The following is a 21,518-nucleotide window of genomic DNA, read 5'->3' on the forward strand; positions in this document are numbered from 1 at the left end:
GCGATCGCCAATAAACAGTTATTATCAGGTCTTAACCAAAGCGGGGGGTCATGCAATAAGGGCAATCAATCCATTCTGGTTTGAGTTCGGCGCTGCAAGTCTGACAAACAAGACCTGTTTTGCGTTTGGCTTTTAGTTCCGCTTCTAGGCCCGAGTCCGTAAAGGTCACCCGGTCGACCTCTTCAAAGGTGGTGTGGCCTTCCCTGACCAGCTCCAAGCTATAAGCCAAAATACTGAGCATCCCTGCTTGGACTGCGGCTTCTTTAATCATGTCTGTGGTAGCGCCGCTGTTGATCAATCGTTCGATCTCCTCGCTATTTTGCATAAACTCATAGACCCCAACCCGGCCTTTGTAGCCGCCGCCACTGCACTTAGGACAGAGGGTGCCTGTGTCCTTGGCAATTTGGATTTGTTCTGGCGTAAGGCTATTGGCGCGGTAGACGGTTAATTGTCCGCTCTCACTGCTGGAGATGCCGTAACGGGCTAATTCTTCTACCGTTGGTTCGTAGGGGATGCGACATTCGCTACAAACTCGCCGCATGAGTCGTTGGGCTAAAACCCCCAAAAGTGCCCCAGACACCATAAAGGGTTCTACCCCCATTTCATCAAGGCGGGCGATCGCCCCCGGCGCATCGTTAGTATGGAGGGTTGTTAAAACCAAGTGCCCTGTTAGAGCGGCTTCGATCGCTGTTTTGGCTGTTTCTTTGTCTCGGGTTTCTCCCACAAGAATCACGTCTGGATCCTGTCGCAAAAAAGCTCGCAGAATCGAGGCAAAGTCCATCCCTTTTTCCCGAATCACCTGCACCTGGGTAATCCCCGGCAATGAATATTCAATTGGGTCTTCGGCGGTACTGATGTTCACCCCAGGATTATTGCGTTCCGCGAGGATCGAATAGAGCGTTGTGGACTTCCCCGAGCCCGTCGGCCCTGTCACCAAGATCAACCCAAAAGGCCGCTGGGCTAGCTCCCTGACCTGACTCAAGATATTTTGATTGGTAATCAAGAGATCGAGCCCCAGTTGGGTCGAAGAATTATCCAAAATCCGGAGGACAATTTTTTCTCCGTAGCGACTGGGTAAGCTATTGACCCGAAAATCGACTTTTCTACCCTTAAACACCCGCCGGATTCGACCGTCCTGGGGCGATCGCCGCTCTGCAATATCTAGATCCGCCATGATTTTAAAACGCGCCGAAACAGCGGGAATAATTCGTTTTGGCAAGGGATCAAAAGCATATTGCAACACACCATCCCGACGGAAGCGGATGCGGAGGTCATTTTCCTGGGGCTCAATATGAATGTCAGAAGCCCCTTCCTGGAGTGCCTTCAGCAAAACTTTATTCACAAGCTTAATCACAGGAGCAGAACTGGCCTGATTTTCGTTCATCAGGTCGGCGCTATCATCCCCCTGTTCTTCGAGCTCACCACTGACACCCAAATCCAGGTCTTCAATGTCTACTGCCTTCTTGAGGGCCGCCGCTTCTGCCGCTTTAGCCGCTTGTTCTTGCTGTTGAATCTGGACCTGAACCTGTTGCTCTAGGTAGCCATCAAGGACTTGGCGGTAGTCATCTTCGGTAATGACGATGCGCCGCAGGGTGAGATTTTGGAGACGAAAAAGGCGGTTGAGGTCATCCTGGGCAGCGAGGTTATCGGGCTCCACCATCGCCACAATCACTTCGTCTTGAATGCGACGAATCGGTAAAAGGCGGTGACGACGGCATAACTCTACGGGTACAAGGGAATTAACCAGCTCTCCCATCTGGTCAATGTCGATTTTTTGCACCTCTGGGTCAATGGAGTTGAGCCCGTAGAGGATTTTGAGCTCAAAAAGATGGTGCTTTTTGTATTGTTGGACTAATTCAGGAGAAAGCGCCTTTCCGGTTAATTCTTCGACAATGGCGGTGAGGGGACGACCACTACGGCGGGTTTCAACGAGTGCTTTTTCCATCTGTTGATGGTCAATAACTCCCTGCTGAATTAACTTGTTACCAAAGGGGGAGAAGTCATTGCGGAGGGCAAGGGCTCTTGTCCGTTTTGGAAGGGGGGATTGGGTCATAGGAGGCACCAGACAGCATTGGGAAAGGTTGAAGACTGGAAATGGGCAGTCACAGCATTTTGAGTCGGGAGATTTCAATGCCGAATGTAGCAGAAAGTACCCTGTTTCGTGATGGGTTTGGGCGGCGCATCCCACCGTTACCGATTGGTTTTTGGGCGGATAATACTGCTTGCATTCTTTTCCAATATAGCTGTTGCCTGAAGTTTTATTCTTTTTCTGGGAAGGGGGCAGGATCCATGGGTGACAATGTTACATTTAGTAATGTTGAAATACATCTAATGTCTCTTAAGGTTAGGCGATCGCCATCCATCCCCACTAAGATGAAGGCGATTCAAAACATCGACAATAGACCTATCGCTAACCCCTAACAAACAAATAGTTCAGATAACCATGGTAGAAGACACGAAAAATCTTGATAGCCCCATTGAGCCAGGCTCCACCCCCGAGTCCACTGCTGACGCGGCCCCAGGAAACACCATCGAGTCTAACCTTGGAGATGACGCCGCTACCACTGAAGTTCAAGTCAACGAAGTCTTTGACACCGATGAAGATAGCCAAGAAGATGATACTCCCTTAGACAGTGCTGAGCTAGAACTCGTCGTCGCCGCCTTACAACAGGAAATTACCACCCTCCGCCAGCAACTCAATACCCAAAGCCAACAGACAGAAGACTTTAAAGGGCAGTACTTGCGCATCGTTGCCGACTTTGAAAATTTCCGGAAGCGCACCAGCAAAGAAAAAGAAGAAATGGAATTGCGGATCAAATGCAATACCGTCAACGAAATCTTGAGTGCTGTCGATAACTTTGAACGGGCAAGATTGCAGCTCAAGCCAACGTCCGAAGATGGCATCAGTATCCACAAAAGCTACCAAGGCGTGTACAAGCAACTCGTCGAAGGCCTCAAAAAAATTGGTGTTTCTGCCATGCGCCCAGAAGGTCAAGAATTTGACCCCAACTTCCACGAAGCCATTTTTCAAGAACCCACCACTGAATACCCCGAAGGTACAGTCATCGAACAGGTTGTGCGGGGTTATCTCTTAGGGGATATGGTGTTGCGCCATGCCATGGTCAAAGTTGCGGCGGCCCCGGAGGTATCTAGTGATGATGCAGCCAGTGACGGTGAGAGCTAGCTAGGGACCACTCAAAAATATCTCGGTAGGGCCACTCGTTTGCCGCCGCCAAGCAAATTCCCTGGCCCTGGCCGAATTTATCAGTAACATTTCAGAGTAAACTTCCGGTAATTTTTCCGCCAGCGAACCATGGGCAAAGTAATTGGCATTGATCTCGGCACCACCAATAGCTGCGTTTCTGTCCTTGAGGGCGGAAAACCCATGGTTATTACCAATGCAGAAGGGGCGCGGACAACTCCCAGCATTGTGGGCTTTGGGAAAAGTGATATTCGTCTTGTTGGGCAATTGGCAAAACGTCAAAGCGTGACTAATGCAGAGAATACGGTTTACAGTATCAAGCGCTTCATTGGTCGGCGCTGGGATGATACGGAACAGGAACGGCAGCGTGTGCCGTATAAATGTGTCCGAGGCAAAGATGACACCGTAGATGTGGCTATCCGCAAGCAGGTTTTTACGCCCCAGGAAATCTCGGCGATGGTGCTCCAAAAGCTCAAAGCTGATGCTGAAGCTTTTTTAGGGGAAGAGGTATCCCAAGCGGTGATCACGGTGCCTGCTTATTTTACTGATGCCCAGCGCCAAGCCACCAAAGATGCTGGGACGATCGCCGGCCTAGAAGTGCTCCGCATCATTAACGAGCCGACCGCCGCCGCCCTTGCCTATGGACTGGATAAGCAAGACCATGAAGAGTTTATCTTGGTGTTTGATCTAGGGGGGGGCACCTTTGATGTCTCCATTCTCCAGTTGGGGGATGGTGTTTTTGAAGTTAAATCAACCTCTGGCAATAATAAGCTTGGGGGCGATGATTTTGACAGTGCTATTGTGTCCTGGATGGTAGAAACCTTCCAGCAAAATGAAGGCATTGATCTCAGTGGCGATAAGATGGCGATCCAGCGGCTCCGGGAAGCGGCAGAGAAAGCCAAAATCGAACTTTCAAGCACCATCACTACTTCTATTAATCTGCCTTTCATTACCGCCGATGACAGCGGCCCTAAGCATTTTGAGATTGAACTTGCCCGTTCTCAATTTGAAGAGCTTGTCCGGGGCTATATTGATGCCACCCTCCGTCCGGTGGAACAAGCTCTCAAGGATGCAGAATTAACCATCGATAACATTGACCGTATTATTTTGGTCGGTGGTTCCACCCGTATCCCTGCTGTCCAACAAGCGATCCAAGGCTTTTTTCATGGAAAACAAATTGATCGCTCGGTAAACCCCGATGAGGCGATCGCCGTTGGCGCCGCCATCCAAGCTGGTGTTCTCAGTGGAGAAGTAAAAGATGTCCTGCTGCTTGATGTCACCCCCATTTCTTTGGGAATTGAAACCCTTGGGGAAGTTTTCACAAAAATTATCGACCGGAATACGACGCTCCCCACGAGCAATTCCCAGGTTTTCTCCACCGCCACCGATGGTCAAACTTCCGTAGAAGTCCATGTGCTCCAGGGGGAACGGGCCCTGGCAAAGGACAATAAAAGTCTGGGGAAATTTTTACTGACGGGAATTCCCCCAGCCCCCAGGGGTTTACCACAAATTGAAGTCAGTTTTGAAATTGATGTGAACGGAATTTTGCGTGTTTCGGCTCAGGATCGAGGCACCGGTAAAGAACAGGGCATCAAAATCAGCAATACAGGGGGCTTAGACCCGGCAGAAATTGAAGCAATGCGGGCTGAGGCGGCCAAATATGCCGAGCAAGATCGTCAGCGGCTTCAGGTGGTGGATCTACAAAATCAGGCGGATAGCCTTTTTTATAGCCTTGATTCTACCCTGCGAGAAAATAGCGACCTGATCACCCCAGAAACTAGAACCCAGTTAATCGAAAAACGAGCTCTCCTGGAGCAATCATTTACCGACCAATCTTTTTCGATCGCCGAAATTCGTCGCCTCCTCGAAGACTTTAAAGATGCTCTTTTGGCGATCGGCTCAAAACTTTATGACAGTGAAGGGACGCCGACCTATCGACCCCCCACGGCCTATCCTGTCCAGACCGCAGAAGATGATGGGGTCCTCGACTTCCCTGTAGAACCGGGTATTGTCATTGAAGGTGGCGAAGGGAGCATCACTGGGGACTACGAAAGTATTGACTAAACGTAGGTTTTGGTGGCAATGCTCCTCTGGTTAGGTTGTTGCTGGAGTCCTTCAGCTATACTGGCGATTTTTGGCCTGTCGTGAAAGGATGAATTATGGTCAGATTGATTTCGGATTTTGATGGAGTCGTGGTCGATCTCTCAGAACGTTACTATCACGTTTATCGCTGGCGGTTAACTCAACTCGCCCAACCAGGTCAGGCGATCGCCCCCCTGACTAAGACAGAATTTTGGGCCCTCAAGCGCCAAAAAGTTTCCCAACGAGAATTGGGCCTTCGTTCCGGTTTAACAGAAGAGCAACTGCCTGAATTTAAGCAGCTCCGGGACGACCACGCCCATCGCTTGGAGAATATGGTGCACGATCGCCTCATTGAAGGGTCCCTAGAAGCATTGACCGCAGCTAAAACCTGGGGCTGGGAGGTGATGACCGTGACCATGCGCCGCCACAGCGAACTAAACCAAGCCCTAGCATTACAACCAGAATTACGGGCCGTGTTTCCAGGCGATCGCCGCTTTTGTATTCCCGATGCCGCCGAGCGCACCCAAGATATCGACCAAAAGCCCCTTCTCTTAGGGGAAACCCTCGCCCAGTTGCCCCCCAGGGAAGCCACTTGGATGGTGGGAGACACTGAAGCTGATATCCGCGCTGCCCAACGTCACCGAATTCCTGTGGTGGCCGTGTTATCCGGGATACGCGATCGCCCCCGGCTCGAAGCGCACCAGCCAGATTTTATCGTGGCCAATCTGTGGGAAGCAGTGCAGCTAATCCGTGAAACAGTCGCCCGCTAGACCGAAAAAAAGCTGTGTTATAATTTTTTCGCCTTATTGGGGCTGTGGCTCAGTAGGATAGAGCAAGCGCCTCCTGAATCGTTCGGGCAGCATGGAGCGGAAACGCCATGACTGAATGTGGTCAAATTCAAGGAAGCCTAAGTGACCAGTAAGCTTTTTTAGCAAAAAGTTTGTTGCCATAGGGTAACCCTGAGCCAAGCCCTGCGGTGCCTCGCCGGGGGAAGGTGCAGAGACTAGCGTGTTGGTTTTGGGGCAATTTTTCAGAAGATCCATCGTTAAATTTAATTTAGCGAAACATCTTCGCCAACAACGCATAACGGCCACCACCTACGGAAAATTTTTAAATTTCTAAGGTGAAGAGATAGTCCAGAGAGTCGGGGAAACCCACACCAATCTGAAGCGCTAGGTCGCCGGTTCGAATCCGGCCAGTCCCGTTTTTAAACCATCCTTATCAAGGGGAGAGAGTCCCTACAAATCTGGGGGCGATCGCTCCGCGCCAAAACAAAAAAACTCCCACCTCTACTTGAGGTGGGAGTCGGCTATTCAAGCAAAAAATTGTTTTAAAAAAGTTTACTAAAGCAACCATCAAGAGGGGTGAACTTTTAAATCACCGTACCATCGGGAATAATCGCATTTTTGAGCACCACTGTAATGCCACTGCGGATGTAGTAGCCTTGCTCCTCGCGGCTGGCTTCCTCGATATTCTCCTTATTGACGATCATCACATTTTTGCCGATGCGAGCATTTTTATCGACGATCGCCCGCCGGATAGTGCTGCCAGAGCCGATACCAATCGCTGGTTTGCCATTGCGGAGCGCCTCTTGACGTTTCTCATAGGGTTCGTACATGTCAGCCCCCATGAGCATGCTGTCTTCGATGGTGCAATCCGCCTCAACGCGGGTGCGAATCCCCAAAACCGAATGGTGGATGCGGCAATTTTTCAGAATACACCCTTCACTAATCATCGATTCAGTGACGTCGGCATTCAAGATTTTCGTGGGCGGTAGATAGCGGGCCCGGGTATAGATCGGTGCCTTTTCGTCATAGAAACTAAAGGGCGGAATGGGCTGCTGGGTGAGGCCCAAGTTAGCATCATAGAACGCTTCGATAGTCCCAATATCTGCCCAATAATCATCAAATAGATAAGCCTGGACGTTGTAGTCTTTCGCTGCATCAGGGATGATTTCTTTGCCGAAGTCAGTTTTGTCTTTGCCTTCCCGGAGCAAATCGAGGAGCACTTGCTTCTTAAAGACATAGATCCCCATGGAGGCAATGTAGGGTTTTTCCTTCGCTTGCTCTGCATTGAGGCCCAGGGATTGGGTGTCAACCTGCATTGCTTTGAGGGCATCACCAGTAGGCTTTTCGCTGAAATCAACGACCCGGCCACTGGGGTCAATTTTCATCAACCCGAAAGCAGAGGCGACTTTTTCGCCGACGGGCACCACAGAAAGGGTGATATCGGCGTTGGTTTCCCGGTGCCGCTGGATGAATTCGCGATAGTCCATCCGGTAGAGGTGATCACCAGAGAGGATGATGTATTCATCCACATCCCAGTCTTCCAGGAGCCAACTGTATTGACGCACAGCATCGGCGGTGCCCTGGAACCAATCGGGATTTTCTTTGGTTTGCTGGGCTGCAAGCACTTCCGTAAAGCCTTCGGTAAACCCAGTGAAGTTGTAAGTCTGGCTGATGTGACGGTTTAAAGATGCTGAATTAAATTGGGTTAAAACGTAAATTTTATGGATTTCAGAATTAATGCAATTGCTAACAGGAATATCGATGAGACGATATTTCCCTGCTAGAGGTACTGCGGGCTTAGCTCTGAGCTTTGTTAGCGGATATAGGCGAGTACCTGCGCCGCCGCCAAGTATGATTCCTAGGACTCGTTTCACAAAAAAGACCTCACGTCTGCCTTTGACCTCTCCGTCAAGTGTATGACTGGAGGGGGGCTCTCGAAAAGTAACGATACGAACTTTTTCGAGATTTTTTCCCCAAAATCCATCATAGGTCTGATTTTTGCGCTTGTGGTTTTAAGGTTTGGGAATCTTTTCCTTAAGGGCGATCGCCTAAAGGAAAATTCCCCTGGGATCAGGGTAATCTGGTCAGAATTTCAAGGACGCTCCCCTTCCATCTCCTTGGGCCAGACTGATAAAATAATCCTTTGGCTTTTCCTTCGCACAGATTATTTTCCCTAATGACTTCCCCTAATCCTCGCCTCACCCTCGGTGTCAATATTGACCATGTCGCCACAATTCGCCAAGCCCGCCGCACGGTGGAGCCGGATCCGGTGACAGCTGCTGCCCTGGCGGAATTGGGCGGTGCTGACGGGATTACGGTACACCTGCGGGAAGACCGCCGCCATATCCAGGACCGGGATGTGCAAATTTTGCGCCAGACGGTACAGTCTCACCTGAATTTGGAGATGGCCCCCACTAACGAAATGGTGGCGATCGCCCTCGATATTAAACCCGACTATGTGACTTTGGTGCCGGAAAAACGCGAGGAAATCACCACGGAAGGGGGCATTGATATCGTCGGTAATTTTGCCCGCTTTCAAGCTGTGACGGCGCAACTCCAGGGGGCGGGCATTCCGGTAAGTTGGTTTATCGATGCGGAACTAGACCAAATCGAAGCGGCCCAGAAAACTGGGGCAAAATTCATTGAACTCCACACGGGCAAATATGCTGAAGCGACCAATGCTGACCAGGCACAGCGGGAATTAGAGGCGCTCAAAACAGGTGCAAAACAGGCGATCGCCCTGGGACTGCGGGTGAATGCAGGCCATGGCTTAACCTATCGTAATGTTTATCCCGTCGCCTGCATTGAGGGGATGGAAGAGCTGAATATTGGGCATACCATCATCAGCCGCGCCGTCTTCGTCGGTTTAGAGCGGGCCGTCCGGGAGATGAAGCTTGCCATGTGGGGACAGTTGTAGGGTATCTTTACTGGGGCAAAACCTTTATAAATTCTGACTATTTAAATATTCAAACGCAATGACAACCTACCATTTCGCCCTCGCCAGTCAAAAATTTCTCTTTGAGGAAGAACCCTTCGAAGAAGTGATCAAAGAGCGCATCCGTCACTATGAAGAACAAGGCAAAGAACGGGATTTCTGGGTGATCAAAGAGCCCGCTTTTATCAATGCCCCCAGCCTCAAGGAAGCCTGCGAAAAAACGCCCAAACCCTGTGTGGCGATCGTCTCGACGAAGAAACAATTTATTACTTGGTTAAAATTACGGTTGGAATACATCTACGTTGGCGAATTTGAAGCGCCTTCTGAGGAAATTCCCGATGCGCTCCAGTCCCTAGCGGCTTAGGCATCACCATTATTCTTTATCCCCTCAATGCCATGGGCAATTTCTGGAAACCCTTTGTTCAGCTCTGCCATGCGGTTTTTATGGGTAGTGCCGTGGCGATCGCCTCTGGCACTCCGGTGGTTGCCCAGCGGGGCCTCTCTCTCTGCCAGCCCCCCCAGACTGGGGAGTTTTTGGTGCTGGTCTTTACCCCTTCCCAACCCCTCCAGACAGAGGTACGGAATCAGGTCACCCAAACTCTCCCCGACCAACAGGCGATCGCCTGCGAATACAACGGCAATGTCCTCAGCCGTGTGGGGGGATTTACAACCCTAGAGGCGGCGACCCAATGGAGTGAATACTTTGGGGAGGCGGTGGGTTTGCCGTTAATGGTGATCACCCCGACAGATAGTGATTTATCGGCGGCGGCGGTCTTACCACCGAATGGGATGCCAGCGGCTGCCCAAGCAAATCCCGTACCCCCCAGTGTGGTCGCTGCTACTCCGGCCAGTTTCCAACCGCGACCGCTCCAGGGGGGCTTTGGCCTGTTGGTCGACTATGGTTCTGATTGGGCGATCGCCACCCGCCTCAAAGCTTTAACCAATCAAGCAGTGGGCCTTGTGGTCTATGGCGGGCGGGGTTATTTACTTGCCGCCCAGACAGAGGATGCCACCCAGTTAACCGAGCTGCTCAATCGCCTCAATCAAAATGGCTTGGGGGCGATCGCCGTGCCTGCCGATCAGCTGATTCTCCTCAAAGCCGACATCAATCCCTAAGGTTTCACTTTTTTTAGCAATTCTCCTATGACCACTATCCGCGTCCAAGTTCCTGCGACCACTGCCAACATTGGTGCTGGGTTCGATTGTTTAGGGGCCGCCCTCAGCCTCCATAATCAATTTCAATTCAGCCCTGTGACGCAAGATGAGCCTTTTTTTAGCCTGGAGCTGATGGGTGCGGCTGTGGAAACCCAAAAACTAGAAGCCACGGCGGACAATCTGCTTTATCGGGCCTTTGCGAAAGTTTTCGAAACCATTGGTCAAGCCGTACCCCACATCAAAATTGCCATTGATTTAAAGGTGCCTTTATCCCGTGGTCTGGGTAGTTCTGCAACGGCGATTGTGGGGGGGCTCGTGGGTGCTAATGCCCTGGCCGGTTCCCCCTTGAGTCAACGGGAAATTATGAATCTGGCTATTGAAATGGAAGGCCATCCCGATAATGTCGTCCCGGCGCTGTTGGGCGGCTGCCAGCTATCGGTGAATCACCAGCAGGATTGGGTAATTTGTCCTTGGGCCTGGCATGAAGGTGTCGTGCCTGTGGTGGCGATTCCTGATTTTGAGCTATCTACCGAAGCAGCCCGCGCTGTTTTGCCCCAACAGTATGCCCGGGCCCAGGCGATTTTTAATGCCTCACGCTTGGGTCTATTGCCCCACGGTTTAGCCCAGAACAATCCTGAATATTTAACGGCGGCCCTGGATGACCAAATCCATCAGCCCTACCGCAAGAATCTGATCAAGGGGTATGACCAGGTACAACAGGCGGCGATCGCCGCTGGGGCTTACGGCATGGTAATTAGTGGTGCTGGCCCGACGTTATTGGCCCTTACTGCGTCAGAAAATGCCCCCCAGGTGGCAGCGGCGATGCAAACGGCTTGGGAAATGATCGGCGTGCAGGCGATCGCCCATGTTTTAGAAATCGACCAACAGGGCACTGTTATTCTCTAGAAAATGGACCATTCCCTCGGCGCTTGATGGGAAACCGCCGGATTAACGCTGTCGGGCCATGGCAATTACAGTTTCTACTGTCAGATGTTTGATATCCCCTAAAGTGGGCAGAGCATTATCTCCGGCATAGATAATTGGCAGTTGGTCATTTTCCCAAACCCAGATCCGTTCTCGCTGAATATCGATCAACCAAGCTAATGCTGTTCCTTGGCCCAAACAGTGCAAGATTTTATGCTGAAGATCGAGGGTGCTCTGGTCAAGGGAGCGAATTTCGATTAGCCAGTCTGGTGCTCCCTGTAGTGGGCCATCTTCTGTCAAGCGCTCTGTTTTGACGACAACAATATCTGGGACAGGCGATGAGGGCGGTACGATACAACGCAGTTCTTGAATCGCTTCGTACTGGGTGGCTTGCTCATTGATGGCATTAACCAAATTGCGCTGGAGACGGGAGTGAAACAGAGATGGCATCGGCTTTTGTTTTGCGGCACCAAAAAGAAATTCCCAGGCGGGAGAAGCTTCGATGTTTTTTTGGCGTAAAAAATCGTCTAGTTCAGTTGCCGTGGGTTGAGAGGTCGGGGCCATGGGATTTAGGTAGGCGATCGCCTTTTATCTATTTTAAAAATTTAGGAAATGCCCTTAAGAAATTCCTGGGTTTTCTGCCAGAGGGTTTGGACAGATTCCTTGAGTTGCATTTTACGGTCCCATTTCTGAAATTCCGTTTCGTAATCGGTGCCACTGGTTTGCCACAGTCGCCAACTGCGCAGGCTAAAGAACATTCCCCAGCACAACAGCACATACAAAGACCAGGAAGGATGTCCAGTATCTAGGGCATCCAGGCCAACCAAAAAGCTATTGATAATGCTGAAGCGGATGACGCGGGTTTTGAGCAGTTGACGGCGATAGAGATTAAACGTTTGCTTTTTGGTGGTTTCTACCTTGAGATCTAGCCAAGCCTGTTCCGCTGCGACCAGATCCGTTTGGGGAATGCCCAGATCGGCGGCAATTTCTTCGAGCTGGGTGCGGGTCAGTTCGCTCTCGGTGTCCCGGCGGGCGATCGCCAACTGGAGAATAGCTTGGATATCTTCAACTTGGTAAGTCTCTGGCCCTTGGGGTGCGCTCATCTGTGCATTGCAACGGAATGGTTTCTTTCCATTATGCCGAATGATTTTCCTCTGCGACCGGGGCGATCGCCCCATATTCTGCCAAAAGACCTTGGGCCTGCTCCGGCTGGGTATAAATCAATTCCAGCAGGTCATCGACGTCCATATTGAGTAACTTGGCATAGAAGCCCACTTCCCCCATCACCCGGCTTTCCCCTTGGCGCAGGTACATCGACAGGCAATGGTGGGCTTGGGTTTCTACAGCGCGGCCCGTCCGAAAAAAAGCGAGGGCATGGAGCAAACGATCTTCGTAGGGAGCCAGGGGAGGCAAAGAGAAAGGTTCAGGGCGTTTCATCTTAAACTGTGAGCAATATTGCTGATTTTAGAATTTTTGGGCGTAGCGATCGCCCGTGCGACCCAGGGCAAATTTGAGAGAAGTCTCGATCTGAGCATTGCCAAGGGTCAGGAAAATAAAGAACGAAAAGAAGGCCAAACCAGAGGCGATCGCAAAAATCCCCTGATAGCCGACCAACTGGGTGACTGTACCGAGAAATAAACCCGCCAGGGCAATGCCCACATCAAAACCACCGATGCAAATCGAATACACTTTACCCCGTTCTGCACTAGAGGAGCGATCCGACATCAAGGCAATCATCATCGGGACGAGCGTGCCTGCCCCCAAACCTTCCATCACCCCCGCCATCATGAACCACGAAGTACTAAGGGCATTATTGAGAATTAACATCGTCACCGTATAGCAGAGGAGACTACCGCTGATAAATAGCCCCCTGCCGATCGTATCGGAAGCTCTCCCCACCAACAGACGGCTGGTAAAGCTAGAAATGGCCGCCGCCCCATAGAACAGCCCGACATTAAAATCTAAACCCAGATCGCGGATATACAGTGGCAAAAAAGTCACTAAAACACCAAACACTAAGCCGATACAGAGCATAATGAGCGACGGAATATAAAGCCCTTTATGGCGAAATAGCTCCCAATAATCTCGATTTGTCTCCGTCTGGAGGGCTGTCAATGGCTGTTTTGCGGACGCAGGGTCTGTGGGCATCGCTTCTTTGGTTTGAATGGCTAACAGCAGGGCCACAACCCCACAAACCCCAGACACCATGAAAATCACTGGATAGGGGACATTGCCCAGAAGGTAACCACCCACCACTGGCCCGATGGACATCCCCAGGGGAATCGCCAAACTCATGTAACTAATCACTTCTCCTCGGTTCCGCTCTGGGGCTAAATCGACGACTAACGCGCTATAGCCCGTCGTAAAAGCGGCAATACTAATGCCATGGAATGCCCGCCAAAGCATCATCTGGGGAATGGAGTTCAAGAAAATATATCCCCAAGGGGCGATCGCCACCACCGCAGCACCGATTAAGATCACCCGTTTGCGACCCTGCTCATCCACCATCCGACCGAGGCGAGTCCGGGCCAAAATCAGACCAATGGCAAAGCAGCCCATCACAAAACCCACCTGCTGGTCTGTTGCTCCCAAATCCTGGATATAGGCAGGAAGCACAGGCAGAAGACTGGTCATACTCAACCAAAAGCCTAGGCCTGCAATAAAGAGAAAAATAAAATTACGCCGGGTATCCGCTTCTAACTGCCCAAAAACTTTCACCGAAATTTACCCTTTCTAATGAGCCCATCTTAATTGTAAAGGAATGTAAATAAAGCCGCCTAAAAGCCCACCCAGCGAAATGCGCTAGAGTTTTAGACGGTATTTATCGTTGTTGATCCTGAGCCGCTATGGTGCTGTTTAAAGTTCCCCCTGCCTACGCCCTTGCCGAAAATTTGGTCACCACAGAAAGTGTGTATTGGAACCGCCGCAAATTTATCAAGACCCTCCTCGGGGCCGGCGTCGGCATTGGTCTCGCCAGTTGCCAGTCCCAGGATCAGCAGTACAATGCCCTGCGCCAAACCCTCGATTTACCAAAACTGAAGGTCACCACAAACCCCGCCTTTCAGACCATCGGCGATCGCCCAATCACCAAAGAACTTTTTGCAGGTCAATACAATAATTTCTATGAATTTGGTGGCACTAAAGGCATCTGGCAAAACGCCCAGAGTCTCCCCACGAAGCCCTGGCAAGTGGAAGTGGGCGGCCTCGTGAACAACCCGAAAACCTACGATATCGACGACCTGAAAACGCAATTTCCCCTCGAAGAACGCATTTATCGCTTCCGTTGCGTGGAGGCTTGGTCGATGGTGTTGCCCTGGATTGGCTTTCCGATGCGCGAATTGATTAAAGCCGTTGAACCCACCGCCCAGGCAAAATTTGTTCGCTTTACCAGCTATTACGACGAAGCGATTACCACCGGTCCCACCTTTCATTTGGGCGGCCTGCCCTGGCCCTACACCGAAGGACTGCGGATCGAAGAAATGAATAATGAACTGGCCTTTTTCGCCCTGGGGATTTACGGCCATGATCTGCCGAAACAGCATGGAGCGCCCCTGCGGATGGTGCTGCCCTGGAAATATGGCTTTAAAGGGGCAAAGTCCATCGTCAAAATTGAATTTCTCGCCGAGCAACCGGCCACCTATTGGAATACGATTGATGGCCATGAGTACAAATTTGAAGCCAATGTGGAGCCGGACGTGCCCCATCCCCGCTGGTCCCAAGCCACCGAAAAATTTATCGGCAATACCCCTGATTTCAGCTGGGAACTGAAGGAAACATTGCCCTACAACGGTTATGGGGAATATGTCGCCAGCCTCTACAGTTAAGTCAAAACGCACCTACCAGGGCAAAATCTCCCCATTGGCATGCCAAAAAGTGCCTGTATTTTCGAGATTGAGTGCCTGAATGCGGTCTAACAGCCCTTGCACAGCGATCGCCGGGCTAATGGCATCTTCGCGAAAATTGATCATCCGCGTTTTTACAAGACCAGGATGGAGAATGCCCACGGCAATGCCCCGGGGCCTCAGGTCGATCGCCAGGGATTTTCCGGCCATGGACAGGGCGACTTTCGACATTCGGTAGCCGTAGGAACCGCCGGAGGTGTTGTCCTCAATGGAACCCATGCGACTGGTCATCAAGATCACCTTAGAGCCGGCTTGCAGATTTGGTAAAAGGGATTGGGTAAAACGCAATGGGGCGATCGCATTCACTTCAAATTGACGACGGATACTATCGCAATCTAAGTTTTCTAAATCAACTCGCTCTAAAATGCCGGCATTGTTAATCAGCACATCAATCATTTCCCCCTGAAGCGATTGAGTAAGGCGTTGTACTGCATCAGGATTTGTCAGATCCACATCGCTTTTAACCGTGATGCCCAGTTGCAACAGTTCCTCGGAAGGGGTGCGACAAACGGCAATGACCCGATCGCCTTGGGCTTGAAGTTGGCGGCAATATTCCAAGCCGATCCCTCGATTGGCCCCAGTGATCAGATAGGTTTTCATCTTGCTTTATGCTTGTTTTGAGACAACGATTTGCAGTGTGGCAAGCTTCACCAAGAAAGTCAAATTTAGAGCTGCATTATTCATAGCCGAGGGAAATCTGCCCAGGGGGAATTTTGATAATGCTGCTGGCCCCGGGCGCAACAAGTTTCAGTAAAAGTTCTCCTTTCTCGTTCACCCCAGTAATCACCCCTTGATGGTTTTCGTAGGTTATGGTTTCGCCCAAATTTTTGAAATGTTTGAGATAGTCTGGCAAGATTTCTGCCATGGAACCTTGGGCTAATGTTTGGCTACCGTGCAAAATCCCAGCAATCACCAAAGCCGCCAGGTGATCGCCTGAAATTTTCATATCTCCTTGCCAAAATTGTGCGAGGTTAATTCCCGGAGGTGGTACAGGATTTTGATAGTTAATCCCGATCCCAACCACCGCCGCACTCATTTTTCCCTGGGAAATTTTTGTTTCGGTTTTAATGCCGCCGAGTTTTTTGCCACACAACAAAAGATCGTTAGGCCATTTGATTTGTACGGGAATTCCTGATTGTTGCAACCTTGCCACAATCCCCCAAACGCTGGCGAGGGTGAGGCTATAGGCTACCTGGGGGTGCAGCTCTATGGGTAACAATATCGACAAATAGAGCCCACCTGGTTCCGAAGTCCAGGTGCGTCCCCATTGGCCCCGGCCTGCCGTCTGGGATAAGGCGATCGCCACCCGAGGCATTGGTTGTTGTGCCCCATAGCGCCGCCAAAGCAGCGCATTGGTAGAATCAACGTCTTGAAAAATTTCGATGGGAATCGTTTCTTTAGTAGGAAACAAAGTCCCTAGGGCAACTTCAATCGCGTCAGGCTGAAACACAGTTGGTAAATATTTCTATCGCTTTTTTCACAATAGCTTGCTTTGCACCGCCCCCCACGCCGGGAATTTGTTAAAGTAAAGCGCCAACTTCCACCTCTGCAAACATCCTATCTGCCCATGGTTGCCAGCTCTGCTTCTACCCAAATGACTCACCGCACCGTCCTTAGCAATGGCATTACCCTAATTGTGACCGAAAATCCCATAGCGGATTTGGTCGCAGGCCGTTTGTTCTTTCCCCAGGCGGGAGGATGCTGGGAAACCCTAGCCCAAGCAGGACTGTTTCATCTGATGGCAGCGGTGATCACCAAGGGGACCCGCCGTTACAGTGCGGTGGAGATTGCTGAGCAGGTAGAATCGATCGGAGCCAGTCTCGGGGCCAGCGCTTCCAGTGACTATGTAGCCCTTAGTCTAAAAACGGTGACGAAAGATTTTCAGACGATTTTTAAGCTGATGGCCGAAATTCTCCGGGAACCTACTTTTCCGCCAGAGGAAGTAGAGCTAGAGCGCAAAATCACCCTACAGAGTATTCGTTCCCAACAGGAGCAGCCTTTTAATGTGGCCTACGACCTGCTCCGGGGCCAGATGTATCCCCAACATCCTTATGGTCAGTCGATCCTCGGCACAGAAACAACGGTACAAAGTTTAACGCCAGAAGATCTACGTCAGGCCCATCAACGACATTTTCGCCCGGATAATTTAGTCATTAGTCTTTCGGGTCGCATCACCTTAGAGCAGGCGGAGGCGATCGCCGAACAGACCCTAGGGGATTGGCAAAATCCTCCAGAGCCCTTACCACCTTTAGAAATTCCGGCTTTGGTTCCCCAGGGAGGCTTCTGGCGACAGGAAAAAGACAGTCAACAGGCAATTATTATTCTGGGTTATCTCACAGGGACGGTAGCCGATGATGATTTTTTTGCTCTGAAACTGTTGAGCACCTATCTGGGGAATGGTCTTTCGAGTCGCTTATTTGTGGAACTGCGAGAAAAGCAGGGTTTAGCCTACGATGTGTCCGCTTTTTTCCCGACTCGGCTGGCTCAATCACAATTCATCACCTACATCGGCACAGCGCCCAAAAATACGGCGATCGCCCTCCAAGGTCTTTATGACGAAATGCAACGGCTGGTAGCGGCACCCCTGGCTGAAGTAGATTTGCAGGTGGCAAAAAATAAACTCCTGGGTCAATACGCCCTCGGCAAGCAAACGAATGCCGAGTTAGCCCAGATTTTCGGCTGGTATGAGAGTATCGGCCTTGGCATTGACTTTGACCAAGCCTTTAGGTCCCATGTAGAAAAAATCACTACCGCTGAAACTCACCAAGCGGCCCAGCGTCATTTCCAACAGCCTTACATCGTCGTTGTTGGCCCCCAGGAAGCTCTTTCCCTCGTCCAAGACATTCAACTATCGTAGAAAACGATATAAGGCGATCGCCCTAATCTATCGAAATCAAAAATAGCTATGTTTATTCGTCAAATCCTTTTAAGTCTTAGTTTATCCACACTCTTCTTCGGTGGTGGTCTAGTGTTGGCCCAAACGCCCCGACCCGAACTCCGCATTGGCAGCACGGGTGCAGCCGTTGGCGAATTACAGACAACCCTACGCCTGTTGGGTTATTACAGTGGTGAAGCGACAGGAACCTACGACGAAGCCACCGTAATTGCCGTTTATCAGTTCCAACGGGCTGCGGATATCCCCCAAACAGGTGTAATGGATCGCGCCACCTGGGAGGCCCTACTGCCTGCGACCAATGCCAATCCCCCTAGTGCTGCGGCAAACCCAGCTACAGCACCTGAACCTGAGGAGGCCACCCCTGAAACCCAAAGCAGGCCGACCACCACCACGAGTACTGCTGACACAACAGCGCCTGCCACCGCCACAACGCCTGCGAATCAAACACCCGTCGCCGCCGCAACCACGACGGATAATCCAGATCCCAGTAGCTTACCCCTCCTCAAAGAGGGCATGGATGGAGACGCAGTCAAACTATTGCAGACCCGCCTGCAAGCTTTAGGGCACTATCGGGGGGCGATCGATGGTATTTTTGGCCCCAATACCCGTATTGCGGTGATTGCTGCCCAAACAGCTTTGAAGATTGATGGGGATGGCATTGTTGGGGCTCAAACTTGGGCTAAACTTTTAGCCCAATAACAGTCGAGCCTAGACTGACCTGGGTTATCAGTATTACCCACCCCAACTCCCTAGGGGGAAAAATAAACAAGAATGCTGTTTTACATTTTTAGAAGTATCAACTTTTTTATAATGTAAAACAGCAATGACCTTATCATCAGCAGAAAATAATAAATGCAGACTTTTAAGATGCTGCTAACATGTACAAAAATAAGCTTTAAGTAAAATAATCTATGAGTTTTAAGATTGCTGTATCGAGTATCGCCTGTGAAGTCTGTGGCCAGACCATCACTAAAGCGATTCAAAATCAAGATGCTCAAGCCCAAGTTACGGTCGATGTTGCAGCGAAAACCGTCGCAGTAGAAACGGTACTTTCCGAGGCAGAAGTCAAAGAGCTTATCGTCCAAGCTGGTCATAACCCTAACTAAATTCTAATATTCATGGAACAGGAATTTCCCTGGTGGTTGAGACTGGGTCATGCCCTTGATGATTTTGACAGCGGCTTAGGGCGGTTTCTGAATATCAGTCTTTGCAGTCTTATTTTCATTTCATCGGGGATTTTTGTGGCCCAAACCTATCCACTGCCCCAGCCTTACTCCCAGTATCTAGATTATTTAGACAAGCTGATCTTAATTATTTTTGTTCTAGAATATCTTTGCCGTTGTTTAGGATCGGCAGACCTGCGCAAGTTCGTTTTTAGTCTTTTTTCATTGATCGATCTTCTGGCGATCGCCCCGCTATTTTTAGGGTTTCTAGATATTCGCTTTATTCGATTATTCCGTTGGTTTCGACTGCTCCGGCTAATTCGTTTTTTTCGTCTAGAGATTTCTATTCTCAACATCCAAGCAGAAGATAGTATTATTCTCAGCCGAATTCTTCTCACTTTATTTACGATTGTTTTTGTTTACTCTGGTCTTATTTACCAAGTAGAACATGATGTAAATTCGGCAGTGTTTGGCAATTTTTTAGATGCTTTGTATTTTGCAGTGGTGACTATGACTACTGTGGGCTTTGGAGACAAAACGCCCATTTCCGATCTCGGGAAGATTGTGACTTTAGTGATGATCTTAACTGGGATTATCGTGATTCCTTGGCAACTGGGAGATCTGGTTCGACAATTTATCAAAAGTACTGGTCAGCAAGAGGTTAGCTGTCAGAAATGTGGCCTTGCTTTCCATGACCGAGATGCACAATTTTGTAAGCGATGTGGTACGGCGCTTAAAGGAGAAACTTTAAGTTAGCATTTAGGAACATTACTCAATAAAAAAACACTAAAAAGTTGGCGGAGTAAAAAGAAATTCCTATGATGAAAATATCATTCAAATCCAAACATTAAATCATGCTTTTTGTGCTCAATTTATTACAAGGTTCTGTTAGTTTTCAATTTCCTTCTACTGCTGCCCAAGAACTCAAAGGAGAGATCTCACAACTTATGGATAGCATGAAGGCGATCGCCAATGGTGGAGATCTAAAAAAGCGCCCCCAGCCCCAAAAACCGATGGAATATCAATATACAGGGGATCTTTTCTTAGAGATTTTTTGTAACCCAAATATTTACCCTAGTCCCTTCGCCGCCAAAGTGTTGATTACCCTACGCGATGAAAAAATTCGCTTGACCAGCGAAGCTGAACTTCCTCGTCTTGTCGAAGACTTAGATAATTACCTGGCCCAGGCAGAATCGTTCTCAAGGTAACAGCCGTTTTGGTGTCAGTGCGCTAGTCTAGGTCTAAACCATGCAATCTCTAATTTCTAATTTATCCTTCCCTAGAGAGGACTGTTGCCATGAGTACATCCACAAACTTTCTTGAACTGATCCAAAAAGGGTTCCACGTCACTGTGGGAGCAGCCGCAACCCTCGTTGAAACCATCCAGGATCCAATGAAGCGGGAAGTCACGATCACCGGATTTCGGACAGAGCTACAAAGTCGTGCCGAGGAGTGGTCTGAAAAGGGTGAAATGACAGAGCAAGAAGCCCGGAAATTTCTTGAAAAGATCTTCCAACAGGGTAAAACGGCGGGGGCACCTGGTGATCAAGAAATCGTAACCACTGCCACCGAAGTAAAAGATGGCGAACTGCAAACGGAATTAAAAAATCTGACAGAGCAAATCATCACTTTGAAAAGTGAGCTTGCGGCTCTACGCCAAGATAACCAAGGGGAGAATTAATTCTTTTTTAGCTTAAGTCTTTTTATCGCTCAAAAACAAACCGCGATGACGATAATGCTCTGGGCAGGTCTGTTCTGCCCTATTTTTATGCTTTTCAGTGGAGAAAATTTTTTAAGTGAGATATGGACGAAATAAACCAACGCTAATCATTGTCCCAGCGTTCGCCCCCAAGGAGATCTCCCACACAATCTCGTAGGAGAAAACCACAACGTTCTAATTCTACTTCGACACAGCTCCACTCCCGGGGGGGAATGTATTCACAAAGACTGTAGAGGGGCTGCCGCCGACTAACGCGATTTTGGTCAACGAGTTGTCGTGCTTCATCACGGATCTGCCCTAGGGAAAAGAAGAAGGGCGATGGCAACATGAAAGTTGATTGGGTCATGGGGCTTCATCCAAAGATTACGGTAAGGCCAGAAATCATGGTCTGAAATGATGTCGTTAAATGCTGAGCGACATTTGGTTGGGGTTGCTTAGTCATCGGACCAGCATTGGGCTGGATTGAGATCGGCGATTTGATCCCGGAGCAGGAAACCATTGCGTTCTAGTTCGCACTCGACCCAAACCCATTCTCGGGCCGGAATAAATTGACAAAGAACGTAAATGGGCTGGCTGCAATCGATTGTGCCCAATTCAACAAGCTGGCGAGCTTCGTCTCTAAGCATGTCAATGGAAAAGTGTTTCGGGGTAGGAAACGCCGGAGGCATCGCTGTGGTGGACATAAGAGTTACCTCTTGGTGGCTAATGGTTGTTCCATGCTTATTTTATTGGATTCTGCAAGGCATTGCTA

Annotated in this window: 24 protein-coding genes; 14 read left to right on the forward strand and 10 right to left on the reverse strand. The window is 49.9% G+C overall.

The features are described from left to right. Positions 1–31 precede the first annotated feature (31 nt). Positions 32–2,053: a GspE/PulE family protein gene (locus ACZ45B_RS00795; RefSeq protein ID WP_024545405.1), complete on the reverse strand. Its 2,022-nt coding sequence runs from the start codon at positions 2,051–2,053 to the stop codon at positions 32–34. A gap of 390 nt (positions 2,054–2,443) precedes the next feature. On the opposite strand from ACZ45B_RS00795, the gene grpE reads away from it, so the two are divergent. From grpE to ACZ45B_RS00810, 3 genes are all read left to right on the forward strand, one after another. Continuing rightward, positions 2,444–3,184, forward strand: coding sequence for a nucleotide exchange factor GrpE (gene grpE / locus ACZ45B_RS00800; protein WP_024545403.1), 741 nt, complete (start codon positions 2,444–2,446; stop codon positions 3,182–3,184). Positions 3,185–3,313: 129 nt separating this feature from the next. Then, complete coding sequence (gene dnaK / locus ACZ45B_RS00805; protein WP_024545402.1) at positions 3,314–5,266, forward strand: molecular chaperone DnaK; 1,953 nt, start codon at positions 3,314–3,316, stop codon at positions 5,264–5,266. A 95-nt stretch (positions 5,267–5,361) separates the two neighbouring features. After that, the gene (locus ACZ45B_RS00810) at positions 5,362–6,054 is read left to right on the forward strand and encodes an HAD family hydrolase (protein ID WP_024545401.1); all 693 of its coding nucleotides are present in this window, start codon (positions 5,362–5,364) and stop codon (positions 6,052–6,054) included. 602 nt (positions 6,055–6,656) lie between these two features. Here the strand turns inward: ACZ45B_RS00810 and ACZ45B_RS00815 are convergent. Continuing rightward, positions 6,657–7,946 (reverse strand): glucose-1-phosphate adenylyltransferase, encoded by a 1,290-nt coding sequence (locus ACZ45B_RS00815; protein WP_024545399.1) that lies wholly within the window; start codon positions 7,944–7,946, stop codon positions 6,657–6,659. A 302-nt stretch (positions 7,947–8,248) separates the two neighbouring features. Between ACZ45B_RS00815 and ACZ45B_RS00820 the strand changes: the two genes are divergently transcribed. The 4 genes from ACZ45B_RS00820 to thrB are packed head-to-tail and all read left to right on the forward strand — an operon-like array spanning position 8,249 to position 11,068. Continuing rightward, entirely contained in the window at positions 8,249–8,989 is a 741-nt protein-coding gene (locus tag ACZ45B_RS00820; protein WP_024545397.1) for a pyridoxine 5'-phosphate synthase, read from the forward strand. Between the two features lie 58 nt (positions 8,990–9,047). After that, the gene (locus ACZ45B_RS00825) at positions 9,048–9,371 is read left to right on the forward strand and encodes an MgPME-cyclase complex family protein (protein ID WP_024545396.1); all 324 of its coding nucleotides are present in this window, start codon (positions 9,048–9,050) and stop codon (positions 9,369–9,371) included. A gap of 32 nt (positions 9,372–9,403) precedes the next feature. Beyond that, entirely contained in the window at positions 9,404–10,123 is a 720-nt protein-coding gene (locus ACZ45B_RS00830) for a hypothetical protein (RefSeq protein WP_024545395.1), read from the forward strand. A gap of 27 nt (positions 10,124–10,150) precedes the next feature. Then, positions 10,151–11,068, forward strand: a complete 918-nt coding sequence (thrB, locus tag ACZ45B_RS00835; RefSeq protein ID WP_024545394.1) for a homoserine kinase — start codon at positions 10,151–10,153, stop codon at positions 11,066–11,068. A 42-nt stretch (positions 11,069–11,110) separates the two neighbouring features. Here the strand turns inward: thrB and ACZ45B_RS00840 are convergent, their stop codons facing one another. From ACZ45B_RS00840 to ACZ45B_RS00855, 4 genes are read right to left on the reverse strand one after another with little or no spacing between them, the layout of a single operon-like run. Then, positions 11,111–11,650 (reverse strand): Uma2 family endonuclease, encoded by a 540-nt coding sequence (locus tag ACZ45B_RS00840; RefSeq protein WP_024545393.1) that lies wholly within the window; start codon positions 11,648–11,650, stop codon positions 11,111–11,113. A 41-nt stretch (positions 11,651–11,691) separates the two neighbouring features. Beyond that, positions 11,692–12,189, reverse strand: coding sequence for a 2TM domain-containing protein (locus ACZ45B_RS00845; RefSeq protein WP_024545392.1), 498 nt, complete (start codon positions 12,187–12,189; stop codon positions 11,692–11,694). A 31-nt stretch (positions 12,190–12,220) separates the two neighbouring features. Continuing rightward, entirely contained in the window at positions 12,221–12,523 is a 303-nt protein-coding gene (locus ACZ45B_RS00850) for a hypothetical protein (protein ID WP_024545391.1), read from the reverse strand. A 27-nt stretch (positions 12,524–12,550) separates the two neighbouring features. Beyond that, complete coding sequence (locus ACZ45B_RS00855) at positions 12,551–13,804, reverse strand: MFS transporter (RefSeq protein WP_024545390.1); 1,254 nt, start codon at positions 13,802–13,804, stop codon at positions 12,551–12,553. A gap of 128 nt (positions 13,805–13,932) precedes the next feature. Here ACZ45B_RS00855 and msrP point away from each other — a divergent pair, with 128 nt between their 5' ends. Further along, the gene (gene msrP, locus ACZ45B_RS00860) at positions 13,933–14,910 is read left to right on the forward strand and encodes a protein-methionine-sulfoxide reductase catalytic subunit MsrP (RefSeq protein ID WP_024545389.1); all 978 of its coding nucleotides are present in this window, start codon (positions 13,933–13,935) and stop codon (positions 14,908–14,910) included. A 12-nt stretch (positions 14,911–14,922) separates the two neighbouring features. Here msrP and ACZ45B_RS00865 read toward each other — a convergent pair whose 3' ends face one another. Together ACZ45B_RS00865 and ACZ45B_RS00870 are read right to left on the reverse strand one after the other, a co-directional pair. Next, a complete protein-coding gene (locus ACZ45B_RS00865; protein ID WP_024545388.1) occupies positions 14,923–15,588 on the reverse strand; it encodes an SDR family oxidoreductase in 666 nt (221 codons plus the stop codon). A 76-nt stretch (positions 15,589–15,664) separates the two neighbouring features. Then, the gene (locus ACZ45B_RS00870; protein WP_051352907.1) at positions 15,665–16,438 is read right to left on the reverse strand and encodes a biotin--[acetyl-CoA-carboxylase] ligase; all 774 of its coding nucleotides are present in this window, start codon (positions 16,436–16,438) and stop codon (positions 15,665–15,667) included. Between the two features lie 117 nt (positions 16,439–16,555). Between ACZ45B_RS00870 and ACZ45B_RS00875 the strand changes: the two genes are divergently transcribed. The 6 genes from ACZ45B_RS00875 to ACZ45B_RS00900 all read left to right on the forward strand — a co-directional run bounded on the left by ACZ45B_RS00875 (position 16,556) and on the right by ACZ45B_RS00900 (position 20,728). Next, entirely contained in the window at positions 16,556–17,845 is a 1,290-nt protein-coding gene (locus ACZ45B_RS00875) for a M16 family metallopeptidase (protein ID WP_024545386.1), read from the forward strand. A 48-nt stretch (positions 17,846–17,893) separates the two neighbouring features. Then, complete coding sequence (locus tag ACZ45B_RS00880; RefSeq protein WP_024545385.1) at positions 17,894–18,583, forward strand: peptidoglycan-binding domain-containing protein; 690 nt, start codon at positions 17,894–17,896, stop codon at positions 18,581–18,583. Between the two features lie 212 nt (positions 18,584–18,795). Next, positions 18,796–18,990, forward strand: a complete 195-nt coding sequence (locus ACZ45B_RS00885; RefSeq protein WP_024545384.1) for a heavy-metal-associated domain-containing protein — start codon at positions 18,796–18,798, stop codon at positions 18,988–18,990. Between the two features lie 12 nt (positions 18,991–19,002). Continuing rightward, on the forward strand, positions 19,003–19,803 hold the full coding sequence (locus ACZ45B_RS00890; protein WP_024545383.1) for an ion transporter: 801 nt from the start codon (positions 19,003–19,005) through the stop codon (positions 19,801–19,803). A 95-nt stretch (positions 19,804–19,898) separates the two neighbouring features. Further along, on the forward strand, positions 19,899–20,255 hold the full coding sequence (locus ACZ45B_RS00895) for a hypothetical protein (protein ID WP_024545382.1): 357 nt from the start codon (positions 19,899–19,901) through the stop codon (positions 20,253–20,255). A gap of 89 nt (positions 20,256–20,344) precedes the next feature. Continuing rightward, on the forward strand, positions 20,345–20,728 hold the full coding sequence (locus ACZ45B_RS00900; RefSeq protein ID WP_024545381.1) for a hypothetical protein: 384 nt from the start codon (positions 20,345–20,347) through the stop codon (positions 20,726–20,728). A gap of 142 nt (positions 20,729–20,870) precedes the next feature. Here the strand turns inward: ACZ45B_RS00900 and ACZ45B_RS00905 are convergent, their stop codons facing one another. After that, positions 20,871–21,113, reverse strand: coding sequence for a DUF4327 family protein (locus ACZ45B_RS00905; RefSeq protein WP_024545380.1), 243 nt, complete (start codon positions 21,111–21,113; stop codon positions 20,871–20,873). Between the two features lie 88 nt (positions 21,114–21,201). Then, entirely contained in the window at positions 21,202–21,450 is a 249-nt protein-coding gene (locus ACZ45B_RS00910; protein ID WP_024545379.1) for a DUF4327 family protein, read from the reverse strand. Positions 21,451–21,518 lie beyond the last annotated feature (68 nt).

This window comes from Picosynechococcus sp. NKBG15041c (genome assembly GCF_055380235.1).